General features: G+C 61.1%; 22 protein-coding genes. 15 read left to right on the forward strand and 7 right to left on the reverse strand.

Translation table 11 applies throughout. The annotated features are described in order from the left end of the window. Nucleotides 1-3: 3 nt before the first annotated feature. On the reverse strand, nucleotides 4-717 hold the full coding sequence (locus AC0L3A_RS26830; protein ID WP_007601210.1) for a Bax inhibitor-1/YccA family protein: 714 nt from the start codon (nucleotides 715-717) through the stop codon (nucleotides 4-6). Between the two features lie 240 nt (nucleotides 718-957). Here AC0L3A_RS26830 and AC0L3A_RS26835 point away from each other — a divergent pair, with 240 nt between their 5' ends. From AC0L3A_RS26835 to AC0L3A_RS26880, 10 genes are all read left to right on the forward strand, one after another. Then, the gene (locus tag AC0L3A_RS26835; protein WP_083869979.1) at nucleotides 958-1,182 is read left to right on the forward strand and encodes a DUF6894 family protein; all 225 of its coding nucleotides are present in this window, start codon (nucleotides 958-960) and stop codon (nucleotides 1,180-1,182) included. A 152-nt stretch (nucleotides 1,183-1,334) separates the two neighbouring features. Continuing rightward, nucleotides 1,335-2,774 carry a basic amino acid/polyamine antiporter gene (locus AC0L3A_RS26840; RefSeq protein ID WP_007601209.1) on the forward strand — a complete coding sequence of 480 codons (1,440 nt, stop codon included), beginning with the start codon at nucleotides 1,335-1,337 and terminating at the stop codon, nucleotides 2,772-2,774. A 302-nt stretch (nucleotides 2,775-3,076) separates the two neighbouring features. Next, a complete protein-coding gene (locus AC0L3A_RS26845) occupies nucleotides 3,077-4,201 on the forward strand; it encodes an AI-2E family transporter (RefSeq protein WP_007601206.1) in 1,125 nt (374 codons plus the stop codon). Nucleotides 4,202-4,212: 11 nt separating this feature from the next. Then, the gene (locus AC0L3A_RS26850; RefSeq protein WP_219683143.1) at nucleotides 4,213-4,812 is read left to right on the forward strand and encodes a hypothetical protein; all 600 of its coding nucleotides are present in this window, start codon (nucleotides 4,213-4,215) and stop codon (nucleotides 4,810-4,812) included. Then, the gene (locus AC0L3A_RS26855; RefSeq protein WP_007601203.1) at nucleotides 4,813-5,298 is read left to right on the forward strand and encodes a DUF992 domain-containing protein; all 486 of its coding nucleotides are present in this window, start codon (nucleotides 4,813-4,815) and stop codon (nucleotides 5,296-5,298) included. 151 nt (nucleotides 5,299-5,449) lie between these two features. Further along, nucleotides 5,450-6,007 carry an HdeD family acid-resistance protein gene (locus AC0L3A_RS26860; RefSeq protein WP_007601201.1) on the forward strand — a complete coding sequence of 186 codons (558 nt, stop codon included), beginning with the start codon at nucleotides 5,450-5,452 and terminating at the stop codon, nucleotides 6,005-6,007. Between the two features lie 18 nt (nucleotides 6,008-6,025). Further along, on the forward strand, nucleotides 6,026-6,298 hold the full coding sequence (locus AC0L3A_RS26865) for a twin-arginine translocation signal domain-containing protein (RefSeq protein WP_354128989.1): 273 nt from the start codon (nucleotides 6,026-6,028) through the stop codon (nucleotides 6,296-6,298). A gap of 80 nt (nucleotides 6,299-6,378) precedes the next feature. After that, nucleotides 6,379-6,621 carry a hypothetical protein gene (locus AC0L3A_RS26870; protein WP_007601199.1) on the forward strand — a complete coding sequence of 81 codons (243 nt, stop codon included), beginning with the start codon at nucleotides 6,379-6,381 and terminating at the stop codon, nucleotides 6,619-6,621. Between the two features lie 54 nt (nucleotides 6,622-6,675). Then, nucleotides 6,676-7,920: an efflux RND transporter periplasmic adaptor subunit gene (locus AC0L3A_RS26875; protein ID WP_007601198.1), complete on the forward strand. Its 1,245-nt coding sequence runs from the start codon at nucleotides 6,676-6,678 to the stop codon at nucleotides 7,918-7,920. Next, nucleotides 7,917-11,036 (forward strand): efflux RND transporter permease subunit, encoded by a 3,120-nt coding sequence (locus AC0L3A_RS26880; RefSeq protein ID WP_473255454.1) that lies wholly within the window; start codon nucleotides 7,917-7,919, stop codon nucleotides 11,034-11,036. Before AC0L3A_RS26875 ends, AC0L3A_RS26880 begins: the two co-directional genes overlap by 4 nt. 1,610 nt (nucleotides 11,037-12,646) lie before the next feature. On the opposite strand, the gene AC0L3A_RS26885 is transcribed toward AC0L3A_RS26880, so the two are convergent. Together AC0L3A_RS26885 and AC0L3A_RS26890 are read right to left on the reverse strand one after the other, a co-directional pair. Continuing rightward, entirely contained in the window at nucleotides 12,647-12,874 is a 228-nt protein-coding gene (locus tag AC0L3A_RS26885; RefSeq protein ID WP_007601192.1) for a hypothetical protein, read from the reverse strand. Between the two features lie 181 nt (nucleotides 12,875-13,055). Continuing rightward, nucleotides 13,056-13,262 (reverse strand): hypothetical protein, encoded by a 207-nt coding sequence (locus AC0L3A_RS26890; protein ID WP_473255455.1) that lies wholly within the window; start codon nucleotides 13,260-13,262, stop codon nucleotides 13,056-13,058. 516 nt (nucleotides 13,263-13,778) lie between these two features. On the opposite strand from AC0L3A_RS26890, the gene AC0L3A_RS26895 reads away from it, so the two are divergent. Further along, a complete protein-coding gene (locus tag AC0L3A_RS26895; protein WP_473255456.1) occupies nucleotides 13,779-14,078 on the forward strand; it encodes a hypothetical protein in 300 nt (99 codons plus the stop codon). A gap of 768 nt (nucleotides 14,079-14,846) precedes the next feature. On the opposite strand, the gene nagA is transcribed toward AC0L3A_RS26895, so the two are convergent. Continuing rightward, nucleotides 14,847-16,022 (reverse strand): N-acetylglucosamine-6-phosphate deacetylase, encoded by a 1,176-nt coding sequence (gene nagA, locus AC0L3A_RS26900; RefSeq protein ID WP_007601189.1) that lies wholly within the window; start codon nucleotides 16,020-16,022, stop codon nucleotides 14,847-14,849. A 118-nt stretch (nucleotides 16,023-16,140) separates the two neighbouring features. Between nagA and AC0L3A_RS26905 the strand changes: the two genes are divergently transcribed. The 4 genes from AC0L3A_RS26905 to AC0L3A_RS26920 all read left to right on the forward strand — a co-directional run bounded on the left by AC0L3A_RS26905 (nucleotide 16,141) and on the right by AC0L3A_RS26920 (nucleotide 20,579). Then, entirely contained in the window at nucleotides 16,141-17,079 is a 939-nt protein-coding gene (locus AC0L3A_RS26905) for a glucosamine kinase nucleotide-binding domain-containing protein (protein ID WP_007601187.1), read from the forward strand. Nucleotides 17,080-17,098: 19 nt separating this feature from the next. Then, on the forward strand, nucleotides 17,099-18,052 hold the full coding sequence (locus AC0L3A_RS26910) for an N-acetylmuramic acid 6-phosphate etherase (RefSeq protein WP_219685409.1): 954 nt from the start codon (nucleotides 17,099-17,101) through the stop codon (nucleotides 18,050-18,052). Nucleotides 18,053-18,063: 11 nt separating this feature from the next. Beyond that, a complete protein-coding gene (locus tag AC0L3A_RS26915; protein WP_473255457.1) occupies nucleotides 18,064-19,062 on the forward strand; it encodes an SIS domain-containing protein in 999 nt (332 codons plus the stop codon). 1,049 nt (nucleotides 19,063-20,111) lie between these two features. After that, a complete protein-coding gene (locus AC0L3A_RS26920) occupies nucleotides 20,112-20,579 on the forward strand; it encodes a hypothetical protein (RefSeq protein ID WP_245285916.1) in 468 nt (155 codons plus the stop codon). 266 nt (nucleotides 20,580-20,845) lie between these two features. Here AC0L3A_RS26920 and AC0L3A_RS26925 read toward each other — a convergent pair whose 3' ends face one another. The 3 genes from AC0L3A_RS26925 to AC0L3A_RS26935 all read right to left on the reverse strand — a co-directional run. Further along, nucleotides 20,846-21,085, reverse strand: a complete 240-nt coding sequence (locus tag AC0L3A_RS26925; protein WP_083869850.1) for a hypothetical protein — start codon at nucleotides 21,083-21,085, stop codon at nucleotides 20,846-20,848. 686 nt (nucleotides 21,086-21,771) lie between these two features. After that, complete coding sequence (locus AC0L3A_RS26930) at nucleotides 21,772-22,068, reverse strand: hypothetical protein (RefSeq protein WP_007595380.1); 297 nt, start codon at nucleotides 22,066-22,068, stop codon at nucleotides 21,772-21,774. A gap of 492 nt (nucleotides 22,069-22,560) precedes the next feature. After that, a partial coding sequence (locus AC0L3A_RS26935) for a hypothetical protein (protein ID WP_473255458.1) occupies nucleotides 22,561-22,740 on the reverse strand: 180 nt, incomplete at its 5' end.

Genomic DNA, 22,740 nt, shown 5'->3' on the forward strand with positions numbered 1-22,740 from the left:
CACTTAGCGGCGGTTGCCGACCAGACGCAGCAGCATCATGAACAGGTTGATAAAGTTGAGATACAGCGACAGCGCTGAAATCACCGACTTGCGGTCTCTGGTTGTTTCGTCGTCCCGGCTGTCATGCATCGCCTTGATCCGTTGCGTGTCGTAGGCCGTCAGCCCGGCAAACACGCCGACGCCCACAATCGAGATCAGCCAGTCAAGCCCGCTGGATTGCAGGAACAGATTCACCAGGGTGGCGATGATGATCCCGATAAGGCCCATGAACAGGAAGGTGCCGAGACCGGATAGGTCGCGCCTTGTGGTATAGCCAAAGACGCTGAGCGCCCCGAACGTCGCCGCGGTGATGAAGAAGACGCGCGAAATCGAGGCGCTGGTGTAGATGTGGAGCAGCGTCGAGAGCGACACGCCGACCAGCGCCGCATAGATGAAGAACAGCAGACGCGCGGTCGACACCGACAGCGTATTGATCCGCGAGCCGATGAAGAAGACCAAACCCAGCGGCGCCAGTATGAAGACCCACATCAACGGGCTCTGCAGCAGTGCAGGACTAGTGAGCTGATAGGTGAGCCACGCAACAACGGCCGTTAGGCCGATGCCGGCAGCCATATAGTTGTAGATGCGCAGCATGTAGCTACGCAGTCCAGCATTGACCGCGATTGCCTCGCCGCCGCCCGCTCCCGCCGTCGTCACGTTCGGATCATAGTTCGACATTGCCTGTCTCCTGCCAGAGCTCGCTAATCAGGTCATGCTATCTCTGGGTATCAGTAGACGGCATCGGACAATCACCCGAGAGTTGGCAAGGACAATCACCCTATCGCACAGCTTTTTACTGCGCACCTGAGCACGGTGATTACGAACCGGTAATCGAAACCGCCGGAAGTGTCCTCCTTTGGGCGGAGACGCATTACGCGTTTGGGGAAAACGGCCGCGATCCGGCCTAATCCGGCCGGTATGCGCTTCTACTTTCATATCGTCGACAAATACGGTCTCTCGCCCGATGGGACCGGATGCGAGCTCGCCAATCAGGACGCAGCGTCCCTGCACGCCCGATGCATAGCGGCTGAGCTCGCGAAGGCCGGCGAGTTCTGCCGTTTCAGCGTCGTGCTTTTGGCGGCCGCTTCCGGGCCATCATCCGGTCCCGGTCAAATCGCGACTGCCCCTCCCCCAAAAACTTGAGGGCGATGCCCAACCTTACAGTACGTCAATTTCCTGCCCTCGCTGCCTACAGAGAATCCCGGATGTGCGAAGGGGAAAGCCACGTCTAATGTCCTCTCCAATGCGGCGGGCATCAATGCCCGTCGCATCCCGGATTGGAAGGCCATCCCGTCATGGCTCCCCCGCCGAATGCGGCCGACCAGAAACTCTCGCGGAATGCTCTCATCGCGCTCGTGATCGGCTCGATGGTGGGGTCCGGCATTTTCGCACTACCTGCGGCGTTCGGACGAACCACGGGTGCGCTTGGAGCAATGATCGCCTGGGCTATCGCGGGCAGCGGCATGCTGATGCTGGCTTTCGTGTTCCAGACGTTGTCACACCGCAAGCCCGACCTTGATGCCGGGATCTATGCCTATGCCAGAGCCGGATTTGGCGACTACATCGGCTTTGCTTCAGCCGTCGGGTACTGGATCGGTTGCTGTCTTGCAGACGTCGCCTGTCTCGTCTTGATCAAGGCAACGCTCGGGCAGTTTTTTCCCGTGTTCGGCGACGGGACAACTCCGGTGGCGATCGCTTCGGCGTCTGTCCTGCTGTGGGGAGTGCACATTTTGCTGCTGCGCGGCATCAAGAGCGCAGCCACCCTCAATACGATTGCGACCTACACAAAGATCATCCCGATTTTGCTGTTCATTGGCACCGCCGTCATTGCTTTTAACGGCGATCTGTTCGCCGTTAATTTCCACGGAACGGAGCAGTCGGATGCGTCGAGTGTGTCTTCTCAGGTTCGCGGCACGATGCTGCTAACCGTGTTCGTGTTCGTCGGAATTGAAGGCGCGAGCGTCTACTCCCGCTACGCCCGGAGCCGTGCCGACATCGGCTTCGCAACCATTGCCGGATTTCTGACGGTGCTCGGCCTGCTCGTTCTCGTGACGCTCTTGTCCTACGGCGTGTTGCCGAGGGCTGAACTGGCGGATCTTCCGACGCCATCCATGGCTGGCGTGATGGAAGCGATTGTCGGCCGCTGGGGCGGCGTATTCATCAGCCTGGCGCTCCTGATCTCGGTTCTCGGCAACTACCTATCTTGGTCACTGCTGGCGGCCGAGATCCTGCATTCCGCGGCGATCCACCGCACCATGCCTTCCTTTCTTGCCAGGGTGAATGCGCACAAGGTCCCTGCCGGCGCGCTCTGGCTCACAAATTGCGTCATCCAGATCTTTCTGCTGGTCGCCTGGTTTGCGGAGTACGCGTTCACACTCGCGTTGAAGATGACGAGCGCGATGACGCTGATCCCGTATTTCATTGTCGCGGCGTACGGCTTAAAGCTTGCCTGGTCGGGCGAGACCTACCGCGCGGGCGAGCGCGCTCGCACCACCGACTGGATCCGATCGGCTATCGCAACGATCTATGCAGCTGGCATGATCTACGCCGGCGGACCGAAATTTCTCTTGCTGTCGTCCATCCTCTATGCACCCGGCACTCTGCTGTTCCTGCTTGCGAAACGCGAGCGCAAGGAAACGATCTTCGGGCCATTCGAAGCTATGCTTTTTGCAGCGATCACGATTGCCGCGTGCGCCGGCGTTTACGCACTCGCAACCGGAGCCATATCGATTTGAATCTTTGTCCCTAGTTGCATGGAGGCGAATATGAGCACACGGGCCATCTGTGGCGCCTTGATCATATACGGATCGATGGCGGTCTGCGCCTTTCCAACCGTGTCGCTGGCCCAATCGACTGAGACCGGCGTGTCTGCCCAAAGCGGCGCCGGCGCGTCGCCACCGGAGAAAGCAGCTCCAAACACCAATACGAACCCGACGAAGCACCGCTACTGGCGTCATCGCGGAGGAAAGCATCCGCACTTTGGCAGCCGGCGCGTCCGGGCCTAGGTACCACAGGCGACGGCGATTGAACCGATACCATGAACGAGTCCAGGACAGCACCGGAGAGACTCTGCGAGATCGCTCCACGCGATGGCTCCGCCGTCGTGCCGGAGAACGGCACACGACGCGGCATTCTCGCAACCGGGCTCGGCCTGGTGGCTGCCTGCGTCTTGCTGTTTCTGGTGTGGCAGACGGTCTCGAGTCTCCTGCTGATCTTTGCAGGCGTGTTATTCGCCGCGTTTCTGGATGCTTGCGCAAGGGCCCTGGCGGCCGTCCTCCCGCTCAATCGCGCCTCGCGGCTGACGCTGGTTCTGTTGCTGTTCTCCGCTCTGTCGGGATTTGGACTGATCTGGGGCGCGGGCAAGCTGCCGGAGCAGACGCGCCTCTTGCTGAAGGTCATGGACAACCAGCTCGACATCCTGCAGGAGCATCTTCTGTCATATGGCGTGGATCTGCTCGGTCCGGAATGGGGCCGCGACTTTGCGCAGTGGCTGTTCTCGGACCAAGGCCGGTTTCTCAGCCATGCTCAGTTCCTGCTTGGCGGAGCGTCGAGCCTTCTGACCGGTGTCCTAGTGGTCCTGTTCCTCGGGATCCTCTTTGGTCTAGACCCAACCAGCCACCGTGAAAGCCTGGTCATGCTGGTGAAGCCCTCCCAGCGCCAGCGGGCGAGAACGGTCATGGACGAGATGGGCAATGTCATGCGGCTGTGGCTCGTCGGGCAGTTCATCCGCGTCATACTCATGACGTTGTGGGTCTGGGCCGCGCTCTACCTCATTGGGTTGCCTGGACCCTTCGTGCTCGGACTGCAGGCGGGCCTGTCGAATTTCATTCCCTATGTCGGACCAATCGTAGCCGCAATACCGATCGCGCTGGTCGCAATGCCGCTCGGCAGTTCCCTGCTGATCTGGGCCGTCCTCATTTACTCGATCATCCAGTCTGTCGAAGGCTATGTGATCGGTCCGCTGATCCAGCGCCAGGCCGTCGAGATCCCTCCTGCCTGGACGTTGGTCGCCATCGTCCTGCTCGGTGCGCTGTTCGGCGTCCTGGGCATCGCGCTCGCCATGCCGCTGGTGGCGATCGGCCGTGTCGCAATCATCCGATTCTATGTCGAGGACTACCTCGGCGACGAGTTCAAGCAGACGTTCAACAGCGGTGAATCGTGAGTGAGGACCCCATGAACCAGAGCGGGGCGCCACGGCAGGAGGGTACCGATCCTCCCTCGCCTCAATCGACAATGGCTCAATTCCTGTGGCAGCAGCTTCCTTATGTCGTGGCGCTGGTGCTTGCCATCGCGGGCGTCGCCTATACTAACGTTTCCCACCAACCTCTCGTCGGCTACTGGGAATTCCTGGCGCTTGCCATCTGCATCGTGTGCGTCGTCACCAAATGGCCGGAAACCCAAGGCAAGGAGGCCCGGCTCCGCTTGATCTGGACCCAGGCGCTGCACTGGGTCGCCGTGCTGGTCACGATGAACATCATTCTGGTCTCGGGCGTTCAGCAATTGCTTCCGACCCCGGCGACCGGCCTTGTCCTGCTGACTTTGCTTGCGCTCGGCACGTTCCTCGCGGGCGTCAACCTTCTATCGCTGCAGATCTCTTTCCTCGGCCTTGCCATGGGCATTGCCGTCCCGGCGATATCCTGGCTGAAGCAGTCCGTCTTTTTCTTCCTGCTGGGCGCAGTGCTGCTGATCGGACTCGGCATCACATTCTGGTTCCGCCAGGACAGCCGACCGAGGAGCGCGCTCTCCGATACCAACAGTCAAGTGGAGGCCTGAATGCGAATGATGCGGTTTGTGGCAGTCTTCGGCACGTCCGCGTTGCTATGCGTCGCAGCCCTGCCGGCGCGCGCCGAAACGTTCAGGGTCGGCCGGCTCCTGTGCTTCAGCAACCCGCGCGTCGGGCTTGTGCTCGGATCGGTGCAGTCGTTGCGCTGCACATTCTTTGCAAGAAATCCGCCGAGGCAGTTCATCTATGAGGGACGAATCCGGCGTGTCGGCCTTGATATCGGCGTGACCAGCGCAGGCACCTTGTCTTGGGCCGTGCTCGCCAAAAACTCGCGGATCGGATCCGCCACCTTGCGCGGCAACTATGTCGGCGCGAGCGGCAGCTTTGCGTTCGGCCCCGGGCTCGGCGCGAACGTCCTGATCGGTGGCTCGCGACGGAGCGTGATGTTGCAACCCCTGTCGATCGAGCGATCGATCGGGATCAACCTGGCCGCCGGCGTCACTAACCTGACGCTGGGTCCGCGCGGCCCGCGATAGCTTGCAAAGGCGATCGAGCACACAATCGCTCCGCTCGTGGCCCACGAGAACATTCCCGCCCCATCGCTCAGGGTTTCGTCGGATGTCGATAGCGGAGGTTCGACGCTAGCGTCCCAAGCGTGCCGACCATCACGCAGACCAGGAGGATGGGATGACAGTTTATGACGACCGCTCCGATATCGAGGCTTTGGGCGGCCCTCCGCTGTGGGTCTGTGCCCTTCTCGGAATCGTGATGATCGCCGCCGGTTTCGCAGCTCTCAGCGACGTGGCGTTCGCAACCATCATCAGCGTCAAGTTCATCGGGCTGATGGCCATCGCGGCCGGCGCGTTCGAGATCATCCATGCATTCTGGACCAAGGGATGGGGTGGGTTCCTATGGCAGATCCTGCTCGGCGCGCTCTACGCCGCCTTCGGCCTTGTGCTGCTTACCCAGCCCGCCTCGGGTGCCCTGATCCTCACCTACCTCCTCGGCGCGGTGCTGTTCGCCTCAGGCGTCATTCGATGCGTGCTGAGCTTCGCCCATTGGCGGCAGAACGGATGGATGATGCTGATCTCGGGCATTTTTGGGCTGCTCGCCGGCGTGCTGATTCTATTCGGCTTTCCGGCCATCAGCGTCTGGGCCCTCGGATTTCTGCTTGGCGTCGACCTGATTTCGCACGGCCTCGCCTGGCTGCTTTACGCGCTTCAGGCGGCGCGGCGAACCGCCTAACAAAGGAGAAGAAACATGATGGACACACCGAGCCGTCGGGCTTTCCTTGGCTTTGCTCAGAATGCCGTCGCTGCCGTGGCGATCGGCGCCATCGGGGTTCGTTTCATTGAGGCCGCGGAAGCAATGCCTATTGCTCACGATCTCGGCCGGCCGAGCGAGCAACCAGACCTCCCGACGCAAGCACAATGGGGACCGCCGTCTCGTCGTCGGGGATGGGGCCGGCCGCGCCGGCGTCGCTGGGTGTGCTGGTGGCATCGCGGTCGTCGCCGTTGCGGATGGCGGTGGCGCTAACAACGCGTCCTCGCGCAATCCGCGGTCGACAGATACTCCGCGAAGCCGGCACCAGTCCCAATCAGACGAAGGAGGCAGCCTTGCGCATCACGAAACGATGGGTCGTTGGGACCTTCCTGGCAGCTCTTCTCGTTGCGGCAACCTGGTATTGCGTGGCGGTATGGCAGGCAACGCCGTCCATGCCGCTTTACCGCAACGTCATCCTGGGAGGCGCTGCAATCCTGATGCTGGTCACCGGCTGCGGACTGATCGGGCTGATGTTCCACAGCCGCCGCAAGGGCTACGACGAACCCGCGCGCAGCAATCGCATGCGGCGGGAGTAGCGAGGCGCCGGTGAAGCACTGACCCGGCTCCGGATCCGTTGCAAGGAGCGGACAATGACCTTTGCTGGCGTCTCGATCAGGCTGCTGGGGGTCACTCTCCTGATGGTCACCGCCGGCGGATCGGCCCAAACCCAGTCGACTTCGGCCGCGCCACCCGCGGTCGGCATCGTGGAAGCGGCCAAGCGGCCGATCACCGAGAGCAGTGAATTTCTCGGGCGGATCGAGGCGATTAATCGGGTCAACCTCGTTGCTCGCGTCACTGCATTTCTGGAACGGCGCCTGTTCGAGGAAGGCGCCGAAATCAGCAAAGGCGATGAGCTCTATCGGCTCGAGCGTGGCCCTTTCGAATCGGATCTCGCATCGAAACAGGCGCAGGTGTCCCAGCTTGAGGCCACACTCGAGAATGCCAAGCTGACGACCGAACGCGCGCGGACCTTGCTCGGAGGCCCTGCCGGGCAACAGTCCACCTACGACGCAGCAATCGCGAACCAGCGCAGCCTCGAAGCCCAGGTGCGAGCCGCGCAAGCCGGGGTCCAGGCCTCTCAGATCAATCTCGATTACACAGTGATCAGCGCGCCGATCGCCGGCAAGATCGGACGAACGGCGGTGACGGTGGGCAACGTCGTCAGTCCAAGCTCGGGGGTACTGACCAGCATCGTCAGCCAAGACCCGATGTATGTCACCTTTCCCGTGCCGGTGCGTCAGGGACTGGAGCTGCGCGAACGATACGCGCCGCAAGGCGGTCTGGAAGCCGTGGTCATCAGGCTGCGACTGCCGAACGGGCGAATGTACGGAAAAACCGGCAAGCTGAACTTTGTCGACAATACCATCGCCCAGAGCACTGATACGATCACCGTGCGTGGCGAGATCGCCAATCCGATCCTGCGGGCGCCCTCGGCGGCCGGCGTCTCCGTTCACGAGTTGACCGATGGCGAGTTCGTGACCGTAGTGCTTGAGGGCGTTCAGCCGGTCGAGGTGCTGGTGATCCCTCGCTCGGCCGTGCTCTCCGATCAGCAGGGCAACTATGTTCTCGCTGTCGGCGCCGACAACGAAGCCGAACAGCGTCGCATCCAGCTCGGGCAATCGACCCCGACTGTCGCGGCGGTGATCGCCGGACTTGCGGCCGGCGACAAGGTGATTGTCGAAGGCCTGCAGCGGGTTCGTCCCGGCCAGACCGTGTCGCCAGGACCAGCCAGCGCGCGGATCCTGTCGAGCATGAAAGCCGCCGCAGATGGCACGGCTCCGCAAACGGATCACGGCCCCTCCGGCAAGGCTGGTCCGGCGGATAACAAACCATGATGTCCGCCCTCTTCATCGATCGTCCGCGGCTTTCGATGGTGATCGCATTCATCATCACGATTGCCGGCGCACTGGCGCTGGCGCAAATCCCGGTGGCACAATTTCCAGACATCGTGCCGCCACAGGTCACGGTCGCCGGCATCTTCCCTGGCGCGTCCGCCGAGGTTGTAGAGAGCAGTGTCGCCCAGCCGCTGGAGGCGCAGATCATTGGAAGCGACCGCGCACTCTACATGAAGTCGACTAGCGCCAATGACGGCAGCTACACACTGACGGTTTCGTTCGCGCTCGGTACCAACCCCGACATCAACACCGTCAACGTCAACAACCGCGTGCAGAGTGCTCTGTCGCAATTGCCCACCGAAGTACAGCAGCAGGGCGTGACGGTGCACAAGCGCTCCTCGTCGATCCTGCAGTTCCTCGTACTCTACAGCGGAAATGGCCAACAGGACCCGCTCTTCATCACCAACTATGCAATCATCAACGTGCTTGATGCGATCGCCAGCACGCCGGGGGTCGGCCAGGCGAACCTGTTCGCGAAGATGAACTACTCGATGCGGATCTGGTTTGACACGCAGCGGCTCACCAGCCTCAATCTCACGCCGTCGGACGTCATTGCCGCGATCCGTACGCAAAGCGTCCAGGCCCCGGTCGGCCGCATCGGCGCGCGCCCGATCAGCGACGACCAGCAGTTCCAGTTCAATGTGCAGACCCTGGGCAGGCTCGCCACCGTCGATCAATTCACCCAAATCGTGCTGCGCGCCAATCCGGACGGTTCATCGCTGCTCGTGGGCGACGTTGCCCGCGTCGAGATGGGCGCGCAAAATCTCGACAGCGAAGCGCGGATCGACGGACGTGCGGCCGTGCCGATCGCGATCTATCTGTCACCAGGTGCCAATGCGGTGACCACCGCACAGGCGGTGACAGCGACGATGCAGCGGCTGTCGCAGCATTTTCCCACCGGGCTGAGCTACCTCGTCCAATACGACTCAACGAGCTTCGTGCGTGCCACCATCGCGGAAGTGTTACAGACGCTAGGCGAGGCCTTCCTGCTGGTCGTGATCGTGGTGTACCTGTTCCTCGGCAATCTCCGGGCCACCGTGATCCCGGCCGTTGCCGTTCCGGTGAGCCTGATCGGCACCTTCGCCGTGCTGCTGGTGCTCGGATATTCGGCCAACACGGTGTCCCTGCTCGCCATGGTGCTCGCCATCGGCATCGTGGTCGATGACGCCATCGTCGTCGTTGAGAATGTTGAGCGGATCATGGAGGAGGAGCCCTCGCTTTCTCCCGCCGAGGCCAGCAAGAAGGCTATGGTACAGATCACGGCGCCGATCATCGCGATCACGCTGGTACTGCTCTCCGTCTTCGTGCCGATCGCTTTCATTCCCGGCATATCCGGCACGCTGTTTCGCCAGTTTGCAGTGACAATCAGCGCCGCGATGATGATTTCGGCACTGAATGCACTGACGATGTCGCCGGCGCTATGCGCGCTGTTCCTGCGCCACACCGGGCCGCGGCGTGGCCTGATCGGTCGTGTGCTTGGCGGCATCGACTGGTTGCGGGACCGCTACAGCAGCGGCGTGCGCCGCTTGGTGCGGAAGGCGGGGCTCTCGCTCCTGCTGATTGCCCTATTCGGCGCCGGCATCTTCGGCATGTCGCTGATCACGCCGACGGGTTTCTTGCCCGAGGAAGATCAGGGAGCCTTCTTCACCTCGGTACAACTGCCGGACGGCGCGTCGGTGGCACGAACCAGCGAAATCACCCAACAGGTCGAACGCATCCTGAAGCAGATGCCCGCGGTCGATCATGTTCTTGCCATCATCGGCTTTTCCCTGCTCGACGGCGCATCCGAACCGAACAGCGCGCTGGTGGTCACGCGCCTGAAGCCGTTTGCCGATCGCAAGGCAGCAACAGATTCTGCGCGAGCGCTGATCGGCCAAACCTTCGCCGCTGGCGCGCAGATCCGCCAAGGCAATGTCCTGCCGTTCAATCTGCCGCCGATCATCGGGCTCTCCACCGGCGGCGGGTTCGAATACCAACTCCAAGCATTGGAAGGACAGAACCCGGCCGAAATCTCCAGTGTCACGGGTGCGCTGATCGGCGCCGCCAACGCCGACCCACGGCTCTCGCGCGTCTTTTCGACCTTCACTGCAACCAATCCGTCGATCTATCTCGATATCGACCGCCGCAAGTCTCAGGCGCTCGGAGTGACAATCAGCGACATCTTCACGGCCCTACAAGCGACGCTCGGCGGCATCTACGTCAACAACTTCAATCGGTTTGGCCGCACCTGGCAGGTCAACGTTCAGGGCGAAGCGCTCGATCGCGCCGATATTTCGGACATCTGGCAAATCTTCGTGCGCAACGCCAACGGCCAAATGGTGCCGATCAGATCGCTCGCCGGGATCAAGATCGTGACCGGACCTCAGGTGATCACCCGCTACAACAATTATCGCTCAGTGACGGTGAACGGTAGCCCGGCGCCCGGTGTCTCATCAGGCACCGCGCTCACAGCGATGGCCGACGTTTCTCATGCCGTACTGCCTGCGGGCTACAGTTTTGAGTGGACCGGTACCGCCTATCAGGAGCAACAGGCCGCTGGCCAGACCGGCATTGTGCTCACGCTTGCCGTGCTGTTCGCGTATTTGTTCCTGGTCGCGCTCTATGAGAGCACGATTATCCCGATCCCGGTCCTGTTGTCGGTCCTGGTCGGCGTGCTCGGCTCCTATGTCGGCATCAAGGTCGCTGGCGTCAATCTCGATCTGTACGGTCAGATCGGACTCGTGGTGCTGATCGCACTCGCCGCCAAAAACGGCATCCTGATCGTCGAGTTTGCGAAGGAGCAGCGTGAGGCGGGCGTGGCGCTCGAGCAAGCCGCGATCCAGGGCGCATATATGCGTTTCCGCGCAGTGATGATGACTTCCGTTGCCTTCATCCTTGGTCTCCTGCCGCTTGTGATTGCGACCGGCGCCGCCGAGCTCAGCCGCAGGGCCGTCGGCACAGCCGTGTTCGCAGGCATGCTTGCAGCGAGCTCTGTTGGGATCTTCCTGGTGCCGATGCTCTACGTGACGTTCCAGCGCCTGCGCGAGCGCGTGAAGACGGGCGCCCTTGGCCATTGACATGCCGCAGCAAACTCCAGAAGCGCGGATCCCCATGCAGCTGGTACCGGGCTCCTCATCCTGGCTACTTCAAGGGCACGGTTCTGTTCGCATCCAGCATCATTCAGTCCATGGCACGCATCCAAATCCATCCGGAGATCGCGCAAGCAAAGGAAGACGATAATGAACGTGCGAACCCGTGATGGTTTCCTTGCACTCCTAGGATGCCGGTGCTGCTGGCACTGCCGACGGGATGTGTTATCGATTTTGAAGGCACAAAAAGGATTCCGGTCGCGTTGGATCCAAGCGAGTTCCGAAAGGGCTCGACCTCGTGAGAGAAACCGGTGTACCGCCGCCTGCTGCCACTTGGGGCTGCGGCTACGCGGTGCCCGCGCAGCTGTCCTCGATTGTGGTATCCGCGGCGTCGCGCGGCCGGCAACCAATGTAGTTGGCGTTGGAATGCAATCGTCCGCGGTAAGGTTTACCGGTCCGACAAGCTCTGGAGCATGCGATGCGCAACAGAGATCGGTGTAAGCCACACGACGAGGCTGTGCGCACCAAAAGAGACCGGAAGATAAAGCCAACAAAACGTGACGTGCCCACCTCGACTAGTCTCGTGCAAGTCGCACTCGCGATGGTACTGGGGGTTGCGCCAATGCTCAGAATGGCTGTGACGCATCCCGCCTCCGCACTCTGAGGCTGCTCGTCAGCGCTCGCCTACGCGCCGGTATTTCGATGTCTGCGGTTGCGTCAACGTGCGAGGCTCGTCAGGAGAGGCCCACATAGCTTTTAATGAGATATTTCTTGATCTCCCGGTGCACACATCGTGCACACGTGGCCTTCTAACCGCTTGTAAAGCTTGAACTCTCGATCCAATCCATCATGGCGAAGTTTGAGCTAGTCCATCCAGTGATCGCTATCGAAATCTAAGTTCGTATATCCCATCGACCACTTTGCGCCAGAAGCAGCCATTCGAGAATGGAAGGGCTTCAACGGGTATCAGGTGGTATCCCTTTTCTGCACCTTAGCTTGGTTTGCCGAAGTTGGTGTCCGTTGACTTAGCCTAACCTGGGCTTGCCCATGCCTTGGTCGATAATGCTCTCGATAGGAATGGGGAGGCTGCGAACTCGTTTGCCAATCGCGTGATAAACCGCGTTCGCGATGGCAGCCTCGCCGCGCTTTGTCGGTGCCTAGGCCTGATAGGCGGCGAGGTCTTTCCTCAGGCCCACCACAATAGTGGGGGATACATGGTAGCGGGAGACCGCTACCGCTTTTCCTCACATGGCGCAAATCTGCGATATTTCCTCCGATCTTCCGCTTAAACGGTAGGTCAAATCGGCGTAGGTCCTCGCCCACCAGGGAAGCCATCCTTCATGAAGACGGCGGAACGTCGGATAAACCCCAAATGCAGAGCTGCCTAGCCGACGTGCCGGAGGGATGATGCGCGAACTAGGCGCCTTCAATATCCGCTTCGTCAAAAGTGCCAATTCTCATCCGCAAATTTCCGGTCTGTCCCTATCAGCCGACATTTGGCAGCGTGGGATCAAGGCAGCCACGGGCCAGGAGGAGACATGGCTCTGGCACATTGGCCTGGCCAGATAACGGGCAACGCCTGAGACATTCGTTTCAACTCAGATGGCAGCACCGGCCAGCAAAAAAGCGCCGCCAAGCGCGACCATCACAAGTCCAGGCCAGTTCGATTTGATGCCGAAGCCGCTACCCGGTCTTTCAGGCTCCAGCGTATCACGCCCGGAGCGAAGCCGCCTTCCACCGCTGAGTCGGCCTCGCCAAATGGGCTGAAACGCCATTTGGAGCACGCCGCCGAAAACAAGGAGCACACCAAGCCATATGAGGGTCATGCTCGCCTCCTCTACCCGCGAACGCCGAGAGTGTGCGCCGAGAACCCGTGGTCCATTCAGCGCCTGTCCGCTGCTCTCTCGGAATTAGACCGACCTTGAAAGCCGCCGGACGCACGAGCGCGCCGGCACGCAGGCTGGGGATCACGCTCTCCGAAGCTCAGGCTACGTATAAGGACCCTGCTTAGTCTTCATCCGGCTCGCGCACGACCGGCGGTTCGTCGGTTTTGTCTTCCTCTTCCTCTTCCTCTTCCTCTTCCTCTTCCTCTTCCTCTTCCTCTTCGTCGTCTTCCTCTTCGTCATCATCAGGATCTTGGGGCGGCATCGTGTTGCCCATGATCGCGAAGGCACGCCGGTCGATCGCACGAATTAACTTGGGGAGTAGGGTCATGTTGTTACTCCTCAGATGTGACCCTGGAGCACTTTACCCCTTTTTTGGCGGGGCAGACACGGAGTTGGCGGCCGGCGCGGACGAGGTCCGGTTATCCCTGTCAGCCAAGCCAGAGGTAAGTGTCGAGTTTCTCAGATTCGGGCCAATAAGGGACCTCACGCCGATCGCTGCTTGAGATCGGTTTCATCTGGAGTCCGCTTCATTCTGTCACTCCGTCTTCGTCTTCGGACGTTCAATAAGTTGGTAACTGGGAACGTGGGTGCTTTCCTGCCACGATTCCAGAGCAGCTCCGCAGATTGCGCAGACCGCGTCACCTGTATGCGGTACCAGGAACTTCTCTTCGGTGCGTCTGTACTCAGCACCGCAAGTGCATTGCACAATTGTCACCATGCCGATGATATGTGCTTCGGATCGCGGAATTTCCAGTCCAAGCAACTTTCGTTGTTCTCTCGCGAGTCGGCCGTCACTTTGTTGCCGCCGGTCGAGTCGGTGAACGGAGGGAAGTCCGCTAATGGGATGGTCCGGCCGTGCTCCTGCCCCGCCAGCGATAAGCTGGCCAGGGGCTCCAAAGACAAGGAGCATGGCATCGATCTCGCGCGAAATCGCCCCGGTGAGCTCGACATGCTCGCGCTCGCGAAGAACATCCCTCGCCTGCTGAAGGCGCTGCTCGGTCTCGGTCTGCACGACCCGGGCGATCACCTGATCGCGGCGCACCTCGTCGCCGATGCCCACGTCGAGCGAGGGCAGTTTTCCGCTGCCGCGGACACGGCATCGACCAGGCGACCACCGCTGCTCAACAAAATGCCGTCAGCGTAATGGCAAGATGCTGCCATGTCCCTGCACATCGGATCGTGCACTTGCCCGGCGCCACGCATTTCTATCCCCGAACGTCGCCCGTTACGCAAGAAGATGGAAGCACCACGGATCTTGAAAGCGCGATCGCGCTATTCCTGAGCGAAACGCTGACCGAGAAGTAGTCGTCATCCTAATATCAGGGACGCGATCACGCCCTACGTGAAAAGCTCTACCACGGTTTCCCCAAATGCCGAGCCGTCGCTGAGGCAATGGAATCGAGGGCCACATTCTTTGGACTCCACCGCTTTTCGGCTCCACATTCTTCGGTAGGGCCGGTTTCAAGCACTCGATACGAGGGGCCGGACAGCACAACCACGGACCCGCAACCATCTCAAATCGCTAGGTGGCCTGAACGGGCGGATCGGTCGGCCGATCCGTCGGCAATACGAGAACCGAACCGCCAGCGACGACATTGTTTGTGGATATGGGCGGAAGGTCGGCATCGTCCTGCGAACCCGGCGTCCCGAACGCAGTGAACATCTCCTAAGTTATTGATTTTTATTGAGATGACAGGCGTTTCCGTCCCGCTTTGTTCACGGTCCCTTCACCCAATTCGTTGCGATTTCGTTGCGGAGTTCTGAGAGAACGGCAGCCACTGTTGCTTGACGGGTCTCTTGGAGGCTTTCCCAAGCACCAGCGGGAAGAGATGGCCAACACCGCCCGCCTCAGTGTCGCGGTTGCGAGTCGGTGGTCCGCTATGAACCGGGCCGCCGACTTGCGTCCTCTCCTTCAATCTTCAGCGTGAAGTTCTCTGCCCATCGAACCGACACCGCCTATCCATGTGCCGACGATTTCAAAGTTCGGATTGAAGGCGACAAGGTCCGCGCGGTGTCCGGGCGCGATCCGTCCAAGCGCGGACTCAAGGCCCAGAAATGCCGCGGGCGTCCGAGAGGCCATGATGAGAGCATCGACAAGGGAGATTTCGAGCAGCTCAACAGCGTTGCGCACCGCCTCGATCATGGTGAGGTGAGCGCCAGCGAGTGTGCCATCGGGGCCCGTCAGGCGATTTTCGTGCAATGTGACCTGCCTTCCTTGCAGCATGAATTGCCGGTCGTCGGTGCCCGCCAATGGCATGGCATCGGTGACAAGCATCAATCGATCACGTCCCTTGCAGCGGAACGCAACGCGCAAACCGGCGCGATCAACGTGGATGCCGTCGCAGATGATCCCTGCAAACAGCCGGTCATCCCAAAGCGCGGCGCCCACCAGGCCCGGCTCCCGGGCGCTCAACTGCGACATGGCATTGAACAGATGAGTCACGCCCAAGACACCGCGATCGACCGCCTGCCCGATTTCGGCTGCGGTGGCGTCGCTGTGGCCGGCCGCGATACGCAATCCAGCGCCGATCAATTCATCGATCATGGACTCGGGCACACATTCCGGAGCCAAGGTCACCATGGAGCGGCCGCACCCCCCAAAACTTTTGATTGCCGCGAGATCGCGCCGATCGGGCACGCGTATCTCGGCTTCCGGATGAATGCCCTTGCGAGACCTGTTGAGGGCCGGTCCTTCCAGATGAAAGCCGAGAACGCCGGGAATCTTCAGGCAAGCCTGGCCGACCGCAGCCAATCGCTCGATGACCTCGCTGCGATCGGTGATGAGGGTCGGCAAGCAGCCGGTGGTCCCCGCCTTGCGGTGCGCCTCAACGATGCGTCGGACGCCAGCCTCCGTCGGCTGGTCGTTGAGAAGAACGCCGCCGCCTCCGTTGACCTGAATGTCGATGAATCCGGGTGCAAGGATCGCGTCTGCGGGAAGATGGATTGAGGCGCGCGCCTCCGCCTCGCCGAAGGTGATGTTTTCAATCCGCCCCTGCGAGATTCTGACCGACCCTGGCCCGCGCATGTCGGCACCATCAAAGATGTGCTGCGCGGAAATCGTGGGAGCGGAATAACCAGCGTTGCCCATCTGTATTGATCCGAGAATGGCAGTCACGGGCTCGTGAGGCGACTCCCGTGGAAGGCCCTCAAATGTACACCAGGCAGCTTCGGCGGGACCCGGAGCGAAACCTTGGCGTTAACTTTCCATGGGAACAAAAGGTACCACGTATCTCGGCATTGACGGCGGTGGAACTCGCTGCCGCGCCCGGATCGAGGACGAAAATGGCACGCTGCTCGGTGCAGCGAGCTCGGGGCCAGCCACGACGCGGATTGGCTTTGACAATGCTTGGCGGTCCATCATGGAAGCCACTGAAGCGGCCGCCGCACAGGCCGGACTGACGCGCGAGGATTTCGCGCGGATGCACGCCGGAATTGGCCTTGCCGGTCTTGGCCGCCGGGGCGCGGAAGCAGCGTTCAACAAGATGGCGCATCCCTTTGCGTCCCTGATCTTCATCAGCGACGGCTTGGCGGCCTGCCTTGGCGCCCATAGCGGCGCGGATGGCGCCATCGTGGTAGCCGGCACAGGCTCCGTGGGTGTCGGTCTGATCGACGGCCGCGAAGTCCGTCTCGCCGGTTACGGCTTTCCCGTGTCGGACGAAGGCAGCGGTGCCGACATCGGCCTGCAGGTTGTTCGACTGGCGCTGCGGGCCGCGGATCGCCGCGGCGAGCTGACCCCATTGCTTTCAGAGGTGCTGGGCGCCTTCGATCATGATCCTTATCAGGCGGTGGCCTGGTCTGAAGAAGCCAGGGCCACGGACTACGCAGCGTTCGCGCCGATCGTGATGCGGCACGCCAATCAGGGCGATCCGGTCGGCCGTCGCATTGTCGAACGCGCGGCCGATACCATTGGCGATCTGCTTGATCTTTTCCTGGCGAGAGGAATTGACCGGCTCTCGTTGGTAGGCGGGCTCGCGGATGCCATTACGCCGTGGCTGACGCCAGACCTGCGCGCGCGCCTGAGGTGTCCTGATGCCGACGCGGCGGCCGGCGCATTACTGGTGGCGCGAGGGCGGCTTGAGTTGGCCAGCAAAGACCTGCCCAAGAGAGAAGCTGACCAGGAGCAGGCTTCAAAGTTCCGCGTTTAATGGAGCATGGATCAACAATATGGCCACCGAACAAGTCGACCCCCGCTTTGCCGATCTCGATGCATGGCAGCTCGCGTCGGCGATGGAAGCGATGTGGGAGGGCCAGCTTGCGGCAGTCGCGGCGATCGGCCATGCCCTTCCCGCGATTACTGCGGCGACCGAGGCGGCCAAAGCGGCGCTGGGTGATCATGGACGCATTGTATATGTCGGCGCCGGCACCTCGGCCCGCGTGGCGGTCCAGGACGGCGCCGAGTTGATGCCGACCTTCGCATGGCCCAGCCAGCGCGTTCACTTCATCGTCGCCGGCGGAGACAGCGCGTTCGTCACCAGCATCGAAGGTGCTGAGGACGATATCGATGACGCGGTCACACAGATCAATGCCGCGCGGCTCACGCCGCACGACATTGTGATCGCCGTTGCCGCCAGCGGAACAACGCCATTCACGGTCGCGGCGCTGCAGCAGGCAGGCTCTTTTAGTACAGTGACGATCGGCGTTGCCAACAATCCCGGCACCGTACTGCTGGCCTCGGCAAAGTTTCCGGTGCTGATTGAGACCGGCCGCGAACTGATCGCCGGCTCCACGCGGATGAAGGCGGGCACCGCGCAAAAGGTCGTGCTGAACCTGATCTCCTCAGGAATCATGCTGCGCCTTGGCCGGGTGTACCGCGGCATGATGGTGAACATGCAGCCGACCAATGCCAAGCTGAAGCGGCGCGCCGAGGCCATGGTGGCGCAAATCGCGCGCTGTGATCCGTCGCACGCAGCACACTGGCTTGAGCAGGCCGAGGGAGACATCAAGACGGCAGGCCTGCTGGCGTTGGGTGTCGACAGCGTCGATGCCGAGACTATCCTGAAAAACTGTGACGGCAATCTTCGGCGCGTGTTTGCCGAGCTCGCCGGGGATCGTGACTCGCATCCTGACCGGCATCCCAAGGAAGCGGCGCGGAAGCAAGGCGGAGCGCGCGAGCCGTGACGACATCCGCGATGGCGAGCGAAATCGGAGAAAGCGCGGATGTTGTTGCCAATATTGTTCGTAACCGCCCCTCAACGCGCGACATCGCACAGCGAATTGGGATTGGCTCTGCGCCCCTGTGCGTCGTATGCGGTCGGGGAAGCTCCGGGCATGCCGGGGTTTACTTGAGATACCTTGTCGAGACGCGGCTCCGCCTTCCCGTTTCAGCCAGCGCTCCTTCGGTGATCACGGCATTTCGTACACCCTTGATGCTGCGCCATGCGCTGTTCATCGTGATCTCGCAATCCGGGCGCAGCCCCGATCTTGTCGCGGCGACCAGATCGGCGCGCGCCGCGGGCGCCCGCACCATCGCCATCCTCAATGCGACGTCGTCGCCGGTGGCTGACGAAGCGGAATTCGTGGTTCCGATCGAGGCCGGCCAGGAGCACTCCGTAGCGGCGACCAAGACCGTGATCGGCTCGATGGCCGCCGCCGCCCAACTTGTTGCCGAGCTGGCGGGAGATCATGCGCTGCGGTCAGCCATCGACAGGCTGCCCGAGCGCCTGCACCGCGCGTTGGCACTCGACTGGTCCGGGATTGCCGATGGTCTCGCCAAGGCGTCAGCTGTTTTTGTGGCGGCGCGGGGCCTGGGCCTCGGCTCGGCGCGGGAGATCGCTCTCAAATTGTCGGAAATCCTGCGCCTGCCTTCCATTGGTCTGAGCGCCGCCGAGCTGCAGCATGGGCCGCGCGCTGCGTTATCGTCGCGCACGCCGGTTATCATGATGCGCCTGATGGATGAAACGGCGGCCATGGTGGACGCGCTGGCAGACGAATTGCGCGGGCAAAACATCGCGCTTCATTTATGCGGCGGACCGCGTGGCTCGCTGCCCTGGTTGGCCGCGGATGATCCCGCCACCGACCCGATCACCATGCTGGTTCCGGCCTATCGGATGATCGAGCAGACGGCGCGGGCCTGCGGGTTTGACCCGGATCGTCCACCTCGCCTGAGCAAGATTACCGAGACGTTCTGACGGCTGACCAATCAGTAGCGGGCCACCGAAAGCACTTCGCACAACTCGGGCCGGGTGGTGGGCTGACTCCCAAGACAAGGCGCCGCCAGCTTGCGTAATGCGCGTTTACGCACTCGCGGCCCGACGCGTCCTTATCCGGTAAGACGCGCCGGGCCTAACCATTCCCTGCTTTCCCCGTAAGGTTTGGCTGAGCCAGCATAGAGCGATTCTACAAGCGACTTATACGTCTACGTCTCTGTGCAGCCGCTCCTCTTGGTTCGGAGCAAAATTCCCATGTCTCGGGCCACACGTTTGACTGACGCAATATGCCTTCCAAGCTCGGTTGCGATTTTCGTGCGTCGGCGTGCGCCTGGTCTGTGCGGCATGCGGCGCCGCAGGATCTGTGCATATCTCCCAAACTGGCATGACAGTCGAGGGCAAGTCAGGCCAAGCATGGGGGCTTGAGGTTTTGATTCCAGCGATGAAGCACGTCACCGAGCGCCGTTTTGCCAGTCCGGAAGCCGCCGCGCGTCAGCTCGTTCAGCTGGCTTCAGGCATCGAGGCGGTATATCTAGAAGATAAACTACCCCTTCCTCTACACGCTCAAGGCAAGCGGCGCAGAGTTCGGCGCCGGCATCAGGTGCGCTGTCGAGAAGGGCTGGCTGGAGCTGCATGAGAGCGGCACCTATGTGCGGCTCCTGACAACTGTAGGAACCTAGCATCACTGCCCCGCTTGCGGTCTTGCTGGCTCCTCTCTTTCGAGCTGGCGGAGCGGCCCTCGGCATCAACCCTCAGGCCCTCAAGCCGGGGGGCGTCTCTCGTTCGATGGAGGAGAGTCCTCATGCTCCGGACAGTTCCGCCAGCTTCCGCTGAATTGCCAAAAAGTCCCGATGCCTTCCGACCGTCACCTTTCATATGCCAAATGACATAGGCAACGGCTAAATCGAACTGGCGCCAACGCAATGCTGCAAAAAAGCCGGCCCCAGACGATGATTCCTGAGGCCAGAAGTTCTACGCGTCCGCTCCGAGACATCGCCCGGAGCTGGAGGCGAACGCACCCAGATTGCCAGTTGTTCCCGATCCTCATGGACTTGAGAGCCGGCGCACTGATGCATGTTAAGCCTTCTGCCGATTGTGAAATTGCATCATATTGCGAGCCAGAGATGCTGCGGTACGATCATAGCACCGGGGCTGGCTGCATATTTCACCTAGTCGTTATTTTTGACCGCGCGGGCCGCAGCAGCAGTCCCCCTGCTGCGGCCTTCGTGTTCACGGCTGTTAGTACCAACGAGTTCGGCGTCCTGTGCCATGGAGAAGATATTGTGTCCAAAGAGAACAATTGCCTGATCGTTCGAGCTGCGGGAAGACAACTCGACCTGTTACGCGGCGAAGCCTCCCGCATCGCGAAAGGCAGTAACGTCGATTGGTGGATCGATCAGGCAGAGGTCGGCACTCGCTTCTGCTTCGAGGATACAAAAGCAAAAGAGTCATTCGCTCTCGCTTGTGACAACCTCGGTATTCCCTGCCAAGACGGCTAGTCCGCAGTTGAGCTGTAAGCTGGCGGCAGGGCCGCACAACCATCATAGCAGTCCAGCGCTATCCGGCTCCGTGCCTGGAGGTCCGCACCTGATCCCAAGCACGCGAACCGAGCCCGTCGGCGCCGCCGCCGAGAGCGGACTCATGAAGCGGCGCACTGGCCAAGATGAGGGTCAAGCTGTTCCACTGAACTCGTTCGTATCCACGCTGAGGCCGCGCAGTGAGATCAAATTGCGCTGTGTACAGCGCGCCTAAATGGCGCGCGAGATCAGAACCAGCTGCGGTTATTTTGGAAGCACGCCTGTTTGGTGCGGTCCCAGATGAAATCCCCGCCGCCGCAGGGTGGACGGGGGCGAGAGGTCGCCGGGCATTCGTTCCGAACCTTGGCTCCCGTGCCCCAGCCGTCAACGACACATGCGCCACCGCTTGTCCTATGACAGCCCTCGCCACAGCCACCCCCTGCGTACGCCGCACTAGCAGCAGCGAGAACCGTGGTCGCGAGGAGCATTCCTCGTAAGATTTTTGTCACTGCCAGACTCCTGAAACCGAATGATCCCGAGCGAGAAGAACAAGATAATAGCTCCTGCCGTGCCGCTTAGCTACGATCAGCGCGGCGCGAAGTCCCCGGCTCCGCACGAAACGCTCGATGGCTGCGCTCCCCAGTTCGAACCTGTTGATCCAGCATTCTACAACCTGTGGAAAAGGCGGTTAGGTCAGCGCAGCTGCAGTTTTCGAATCCTCCATCTGTGTCCGTACTGGAGGGACGTTCTGTTTCGGGTGCGCGTGTGAGCCACTTCTTCTCAGTCCTGCTATTGCTAACCAACTTGATGCTAACGCTATGTTTCGGCGTGGCAGCGTGGCGCGTTTCCGATGACGGCGGCGCTGGTAAGGCCGTAGGAATGGCGTATGGCTGGATGCAAATCTCGGCGAACTGACATGTCCGCGTACCCCTCGCATTTTGATCTCGCGCGCTGCTGAGCGCAGGCGCGCCGCGGCGCTGCTGCGCTCTCAAGGGGAAGGCGGTCCTGGAGCATCTGACGTCTAGAGTGGTCACGAGCGGCCTTCGGTGTCCTGGCTGCTTACTTCCGCTTGAGCTCCGGGGACGGACATCATCGGCGCCGGTCAGGATGTCCGAGATGGGCCAGAAGCGGACATCAACAGGAAGATGCCAAAGTCATGGCAGCTCGTCGTCGGTCAATCAATCCAGCCAATGATGCCAAGAAACCAACCACCAAAGAAAGAGGTGATAAGCAGGATAAGCATGAGGAGATAGTCCGTTTCGAAGGGACCGGATTCTTGCCAGCCTTGAAAATGATGAAGTCCGAGCAGCCCCAGTGTAAAAATTCCTGCACACATGACGGGCCACATCGCCGCACGCCGCGGCTGACGGTCCAGCCGTCCCTGAAGGTTTCGTGGTAGAGATCCAGCTCGACGGTACGCCACTGCGGCGCTCAAGACGACCACGATCAGACAGGCAGTGAGGAAGTACATGGCCACAATCCTTTGGCGCCCTAGTTTGTACTGGCTAGGACCTAGAGAAGGGCTTGCCGAGCAGATCGAAGTTTACCGACTGCGATATTGGTTCCCTAACTGGACGCGATGACCACGAAGTCAGCTACGGGTCAAAATGCGAAGAACTCAACCTGAGCAAAGCTTGTCTGCGCTTCCTCAATAAGCGGACGCTCGACACGCGTCACGTTACTTCGCCGATGGGCCAATACCAGAAATCATTCCGAACGGTGTTTGCTGATCCAAACCGGGTTACCGCGCGGGCACGTTTGGGCGCTACGTCTCCAATCGTCTGAAAGCCGACGCAGGTTCGGACTTATCGGCTTGAGAATGGCCAACCTCATTAACGAGGAAGTCATCATGATCGATGTCCAAGAATCAATGAGAACGTCTCGAAGCACGTCCGTGGAACAAGGGAAAGATCGGCGGCGTAAATCCCCGCTTCGCCCAAAGTTGCGTGTCCTCTCCTTTCGTTCAAGCCGAGATGGGGCTGACTTCGTGATCAATCCGGAAGCCATAGCATTGCAACGTTAACGCCGCGCGAGCGGTAGGTTCTTTGACCTTGTCATTTGCGGTAAAAATCGACAAGGAGATCGCCGGCTTTAGGCGCAACAGAGCGCACGATGACGTGCACACCGCCACTACCACAGCACT

This window comes from Bradyrhizobium sp. MI1.3 (assembly GCF_055811695.1).

Coding starts and splice junctions, on each gene's coding strand:
- AC0L3A_RS26930 (WP_007595380.1), bottom strand. CDS start 22,068: ATGTACTTCCTCACTGCCTGTCTGATCGTGGTCGTCTTGAGCGCCGCA.
- AC0L3A_RS26835 (WP_083869979.1), top strand. CDS start 958: ATGCGCTTCTACTTTCATATCGTCGACAAATACGGTCTCTCGCCCGAT.
- AC0L3A_RS26830 (WP_007601210.1), bottom strand. CDS start 717: ATGTCGAACTATGATCCGAACGTGACGACGGCGGGAGCGGGCGGCGGC.
- AC0L3A_RS26845 (WP_007601206.1), top strand. CDS start 3,077: ATGAACGAGTCCAGGACAGCACCGGAGAGACTCTGCGAGATCGCTCCA.
- AC0L3A_RS26865 (WP_354128989.1), top strand. CDS start 6,026: ATGGACACACCGAGCCGTCGGGCTTTCCTTGGCTTTGCTCAGAATGCC.
- nagA (WP_007601189.1), bottom strand. CDS start 16,022: ATGGGCAACGCTGGTTATTCCGCTCCCACGATTTCCGCGCAGCACATC.
- AC0L3A_RS26850 (WP_219683143.1), top strand. CDS start 4,213: ATGAACCAGAGCGGGGCGCCACGGCAGGAGGGTACCGATCCTCCCTCG.
- AC0L3A_RS26890 (WP_473255455.1), bottom strand. CDS start 13,262: ATGACCCTACTCCCCAAGTTAATTCGTGCGATCGACCGGCGTGCCTTC.
- AC0L3A_RS26895 (WP_473255456.1), top strand. CDS start 13,779: ATGGTCCGGCCGTGCTCCTGCCCCGCCAGCGATAAGCTGGCCAGGGGC.
- AC0L3A_RS26925 (WP_083869850.1), bottom strand. CDS start 21,085: ATGCTCCTCGCGACCACGGTTCTCGCTGCTGCTAGTGCGGCGTACGCA.
- AC0L3A_RS26885 (WP_007601192.1), bottom strand. CDS start 12,874: ATGACCCTCATATGGCTTGGTGTGCTCCTTGTTTTCGGCGGCGTGCTC.
- AC0L3A_RS26915 (WP_473255457.1), top strand. CDS start 18,064: ATGGCGAGCGAAATCGGAGAAAGCGCGGATGTTGTTGCCAATATTGTT.
- AC0L3A_RS26905 (WP_007601187.1), top strand. CDS start 16,141: ATGGGAACAAAAGGTACCACGTATCTCGGCATTGACGGCGGTGGAACT.
- AC0L3A_RS26860 (WP_007601201.1), top strand. CDS start 5,450: ATGACAGTTTATGACGACCGCTCCGATATCGAGGCTTTGGGCGGCCCT.
- AC0L3A_RS26875 (WP_007601198.1), top strand. CDS start 6,676: ATGACCTTTGCTGGCGTCTCGATCAGGCTGCTGGGGGTCACTCTCCTG.
- AC0L3A_RS26880 (WP_473255454.1), top strand. CDS start 7,917: ATGATGTCCGCCCTCTTCATCGATCGTCCGCGGCTTTCGATGGTGATC.
- AC0L3A_RS26910 (WP_219685409.1), top strand. CDS start 17,099: ATGGCCACCGAACAAGTCGACCCCCGCTTTGCCGATCTCGATGCATGG.
- AC0L3A_RS26840 (WP_007601209.1), top strand. CDS start 1,335: ATGGCTCCCCCGCCGAATGCGGCCGACCAGAAACTCTCGCGGAATGCT.
- AC0L3A_RS26855 (WP_007601203.1), top strand. CDS start 4,813: ATGCGAATGATGCGGTTTGTGGCAGTCTTCGGCACGTCCGCGTTGCTA.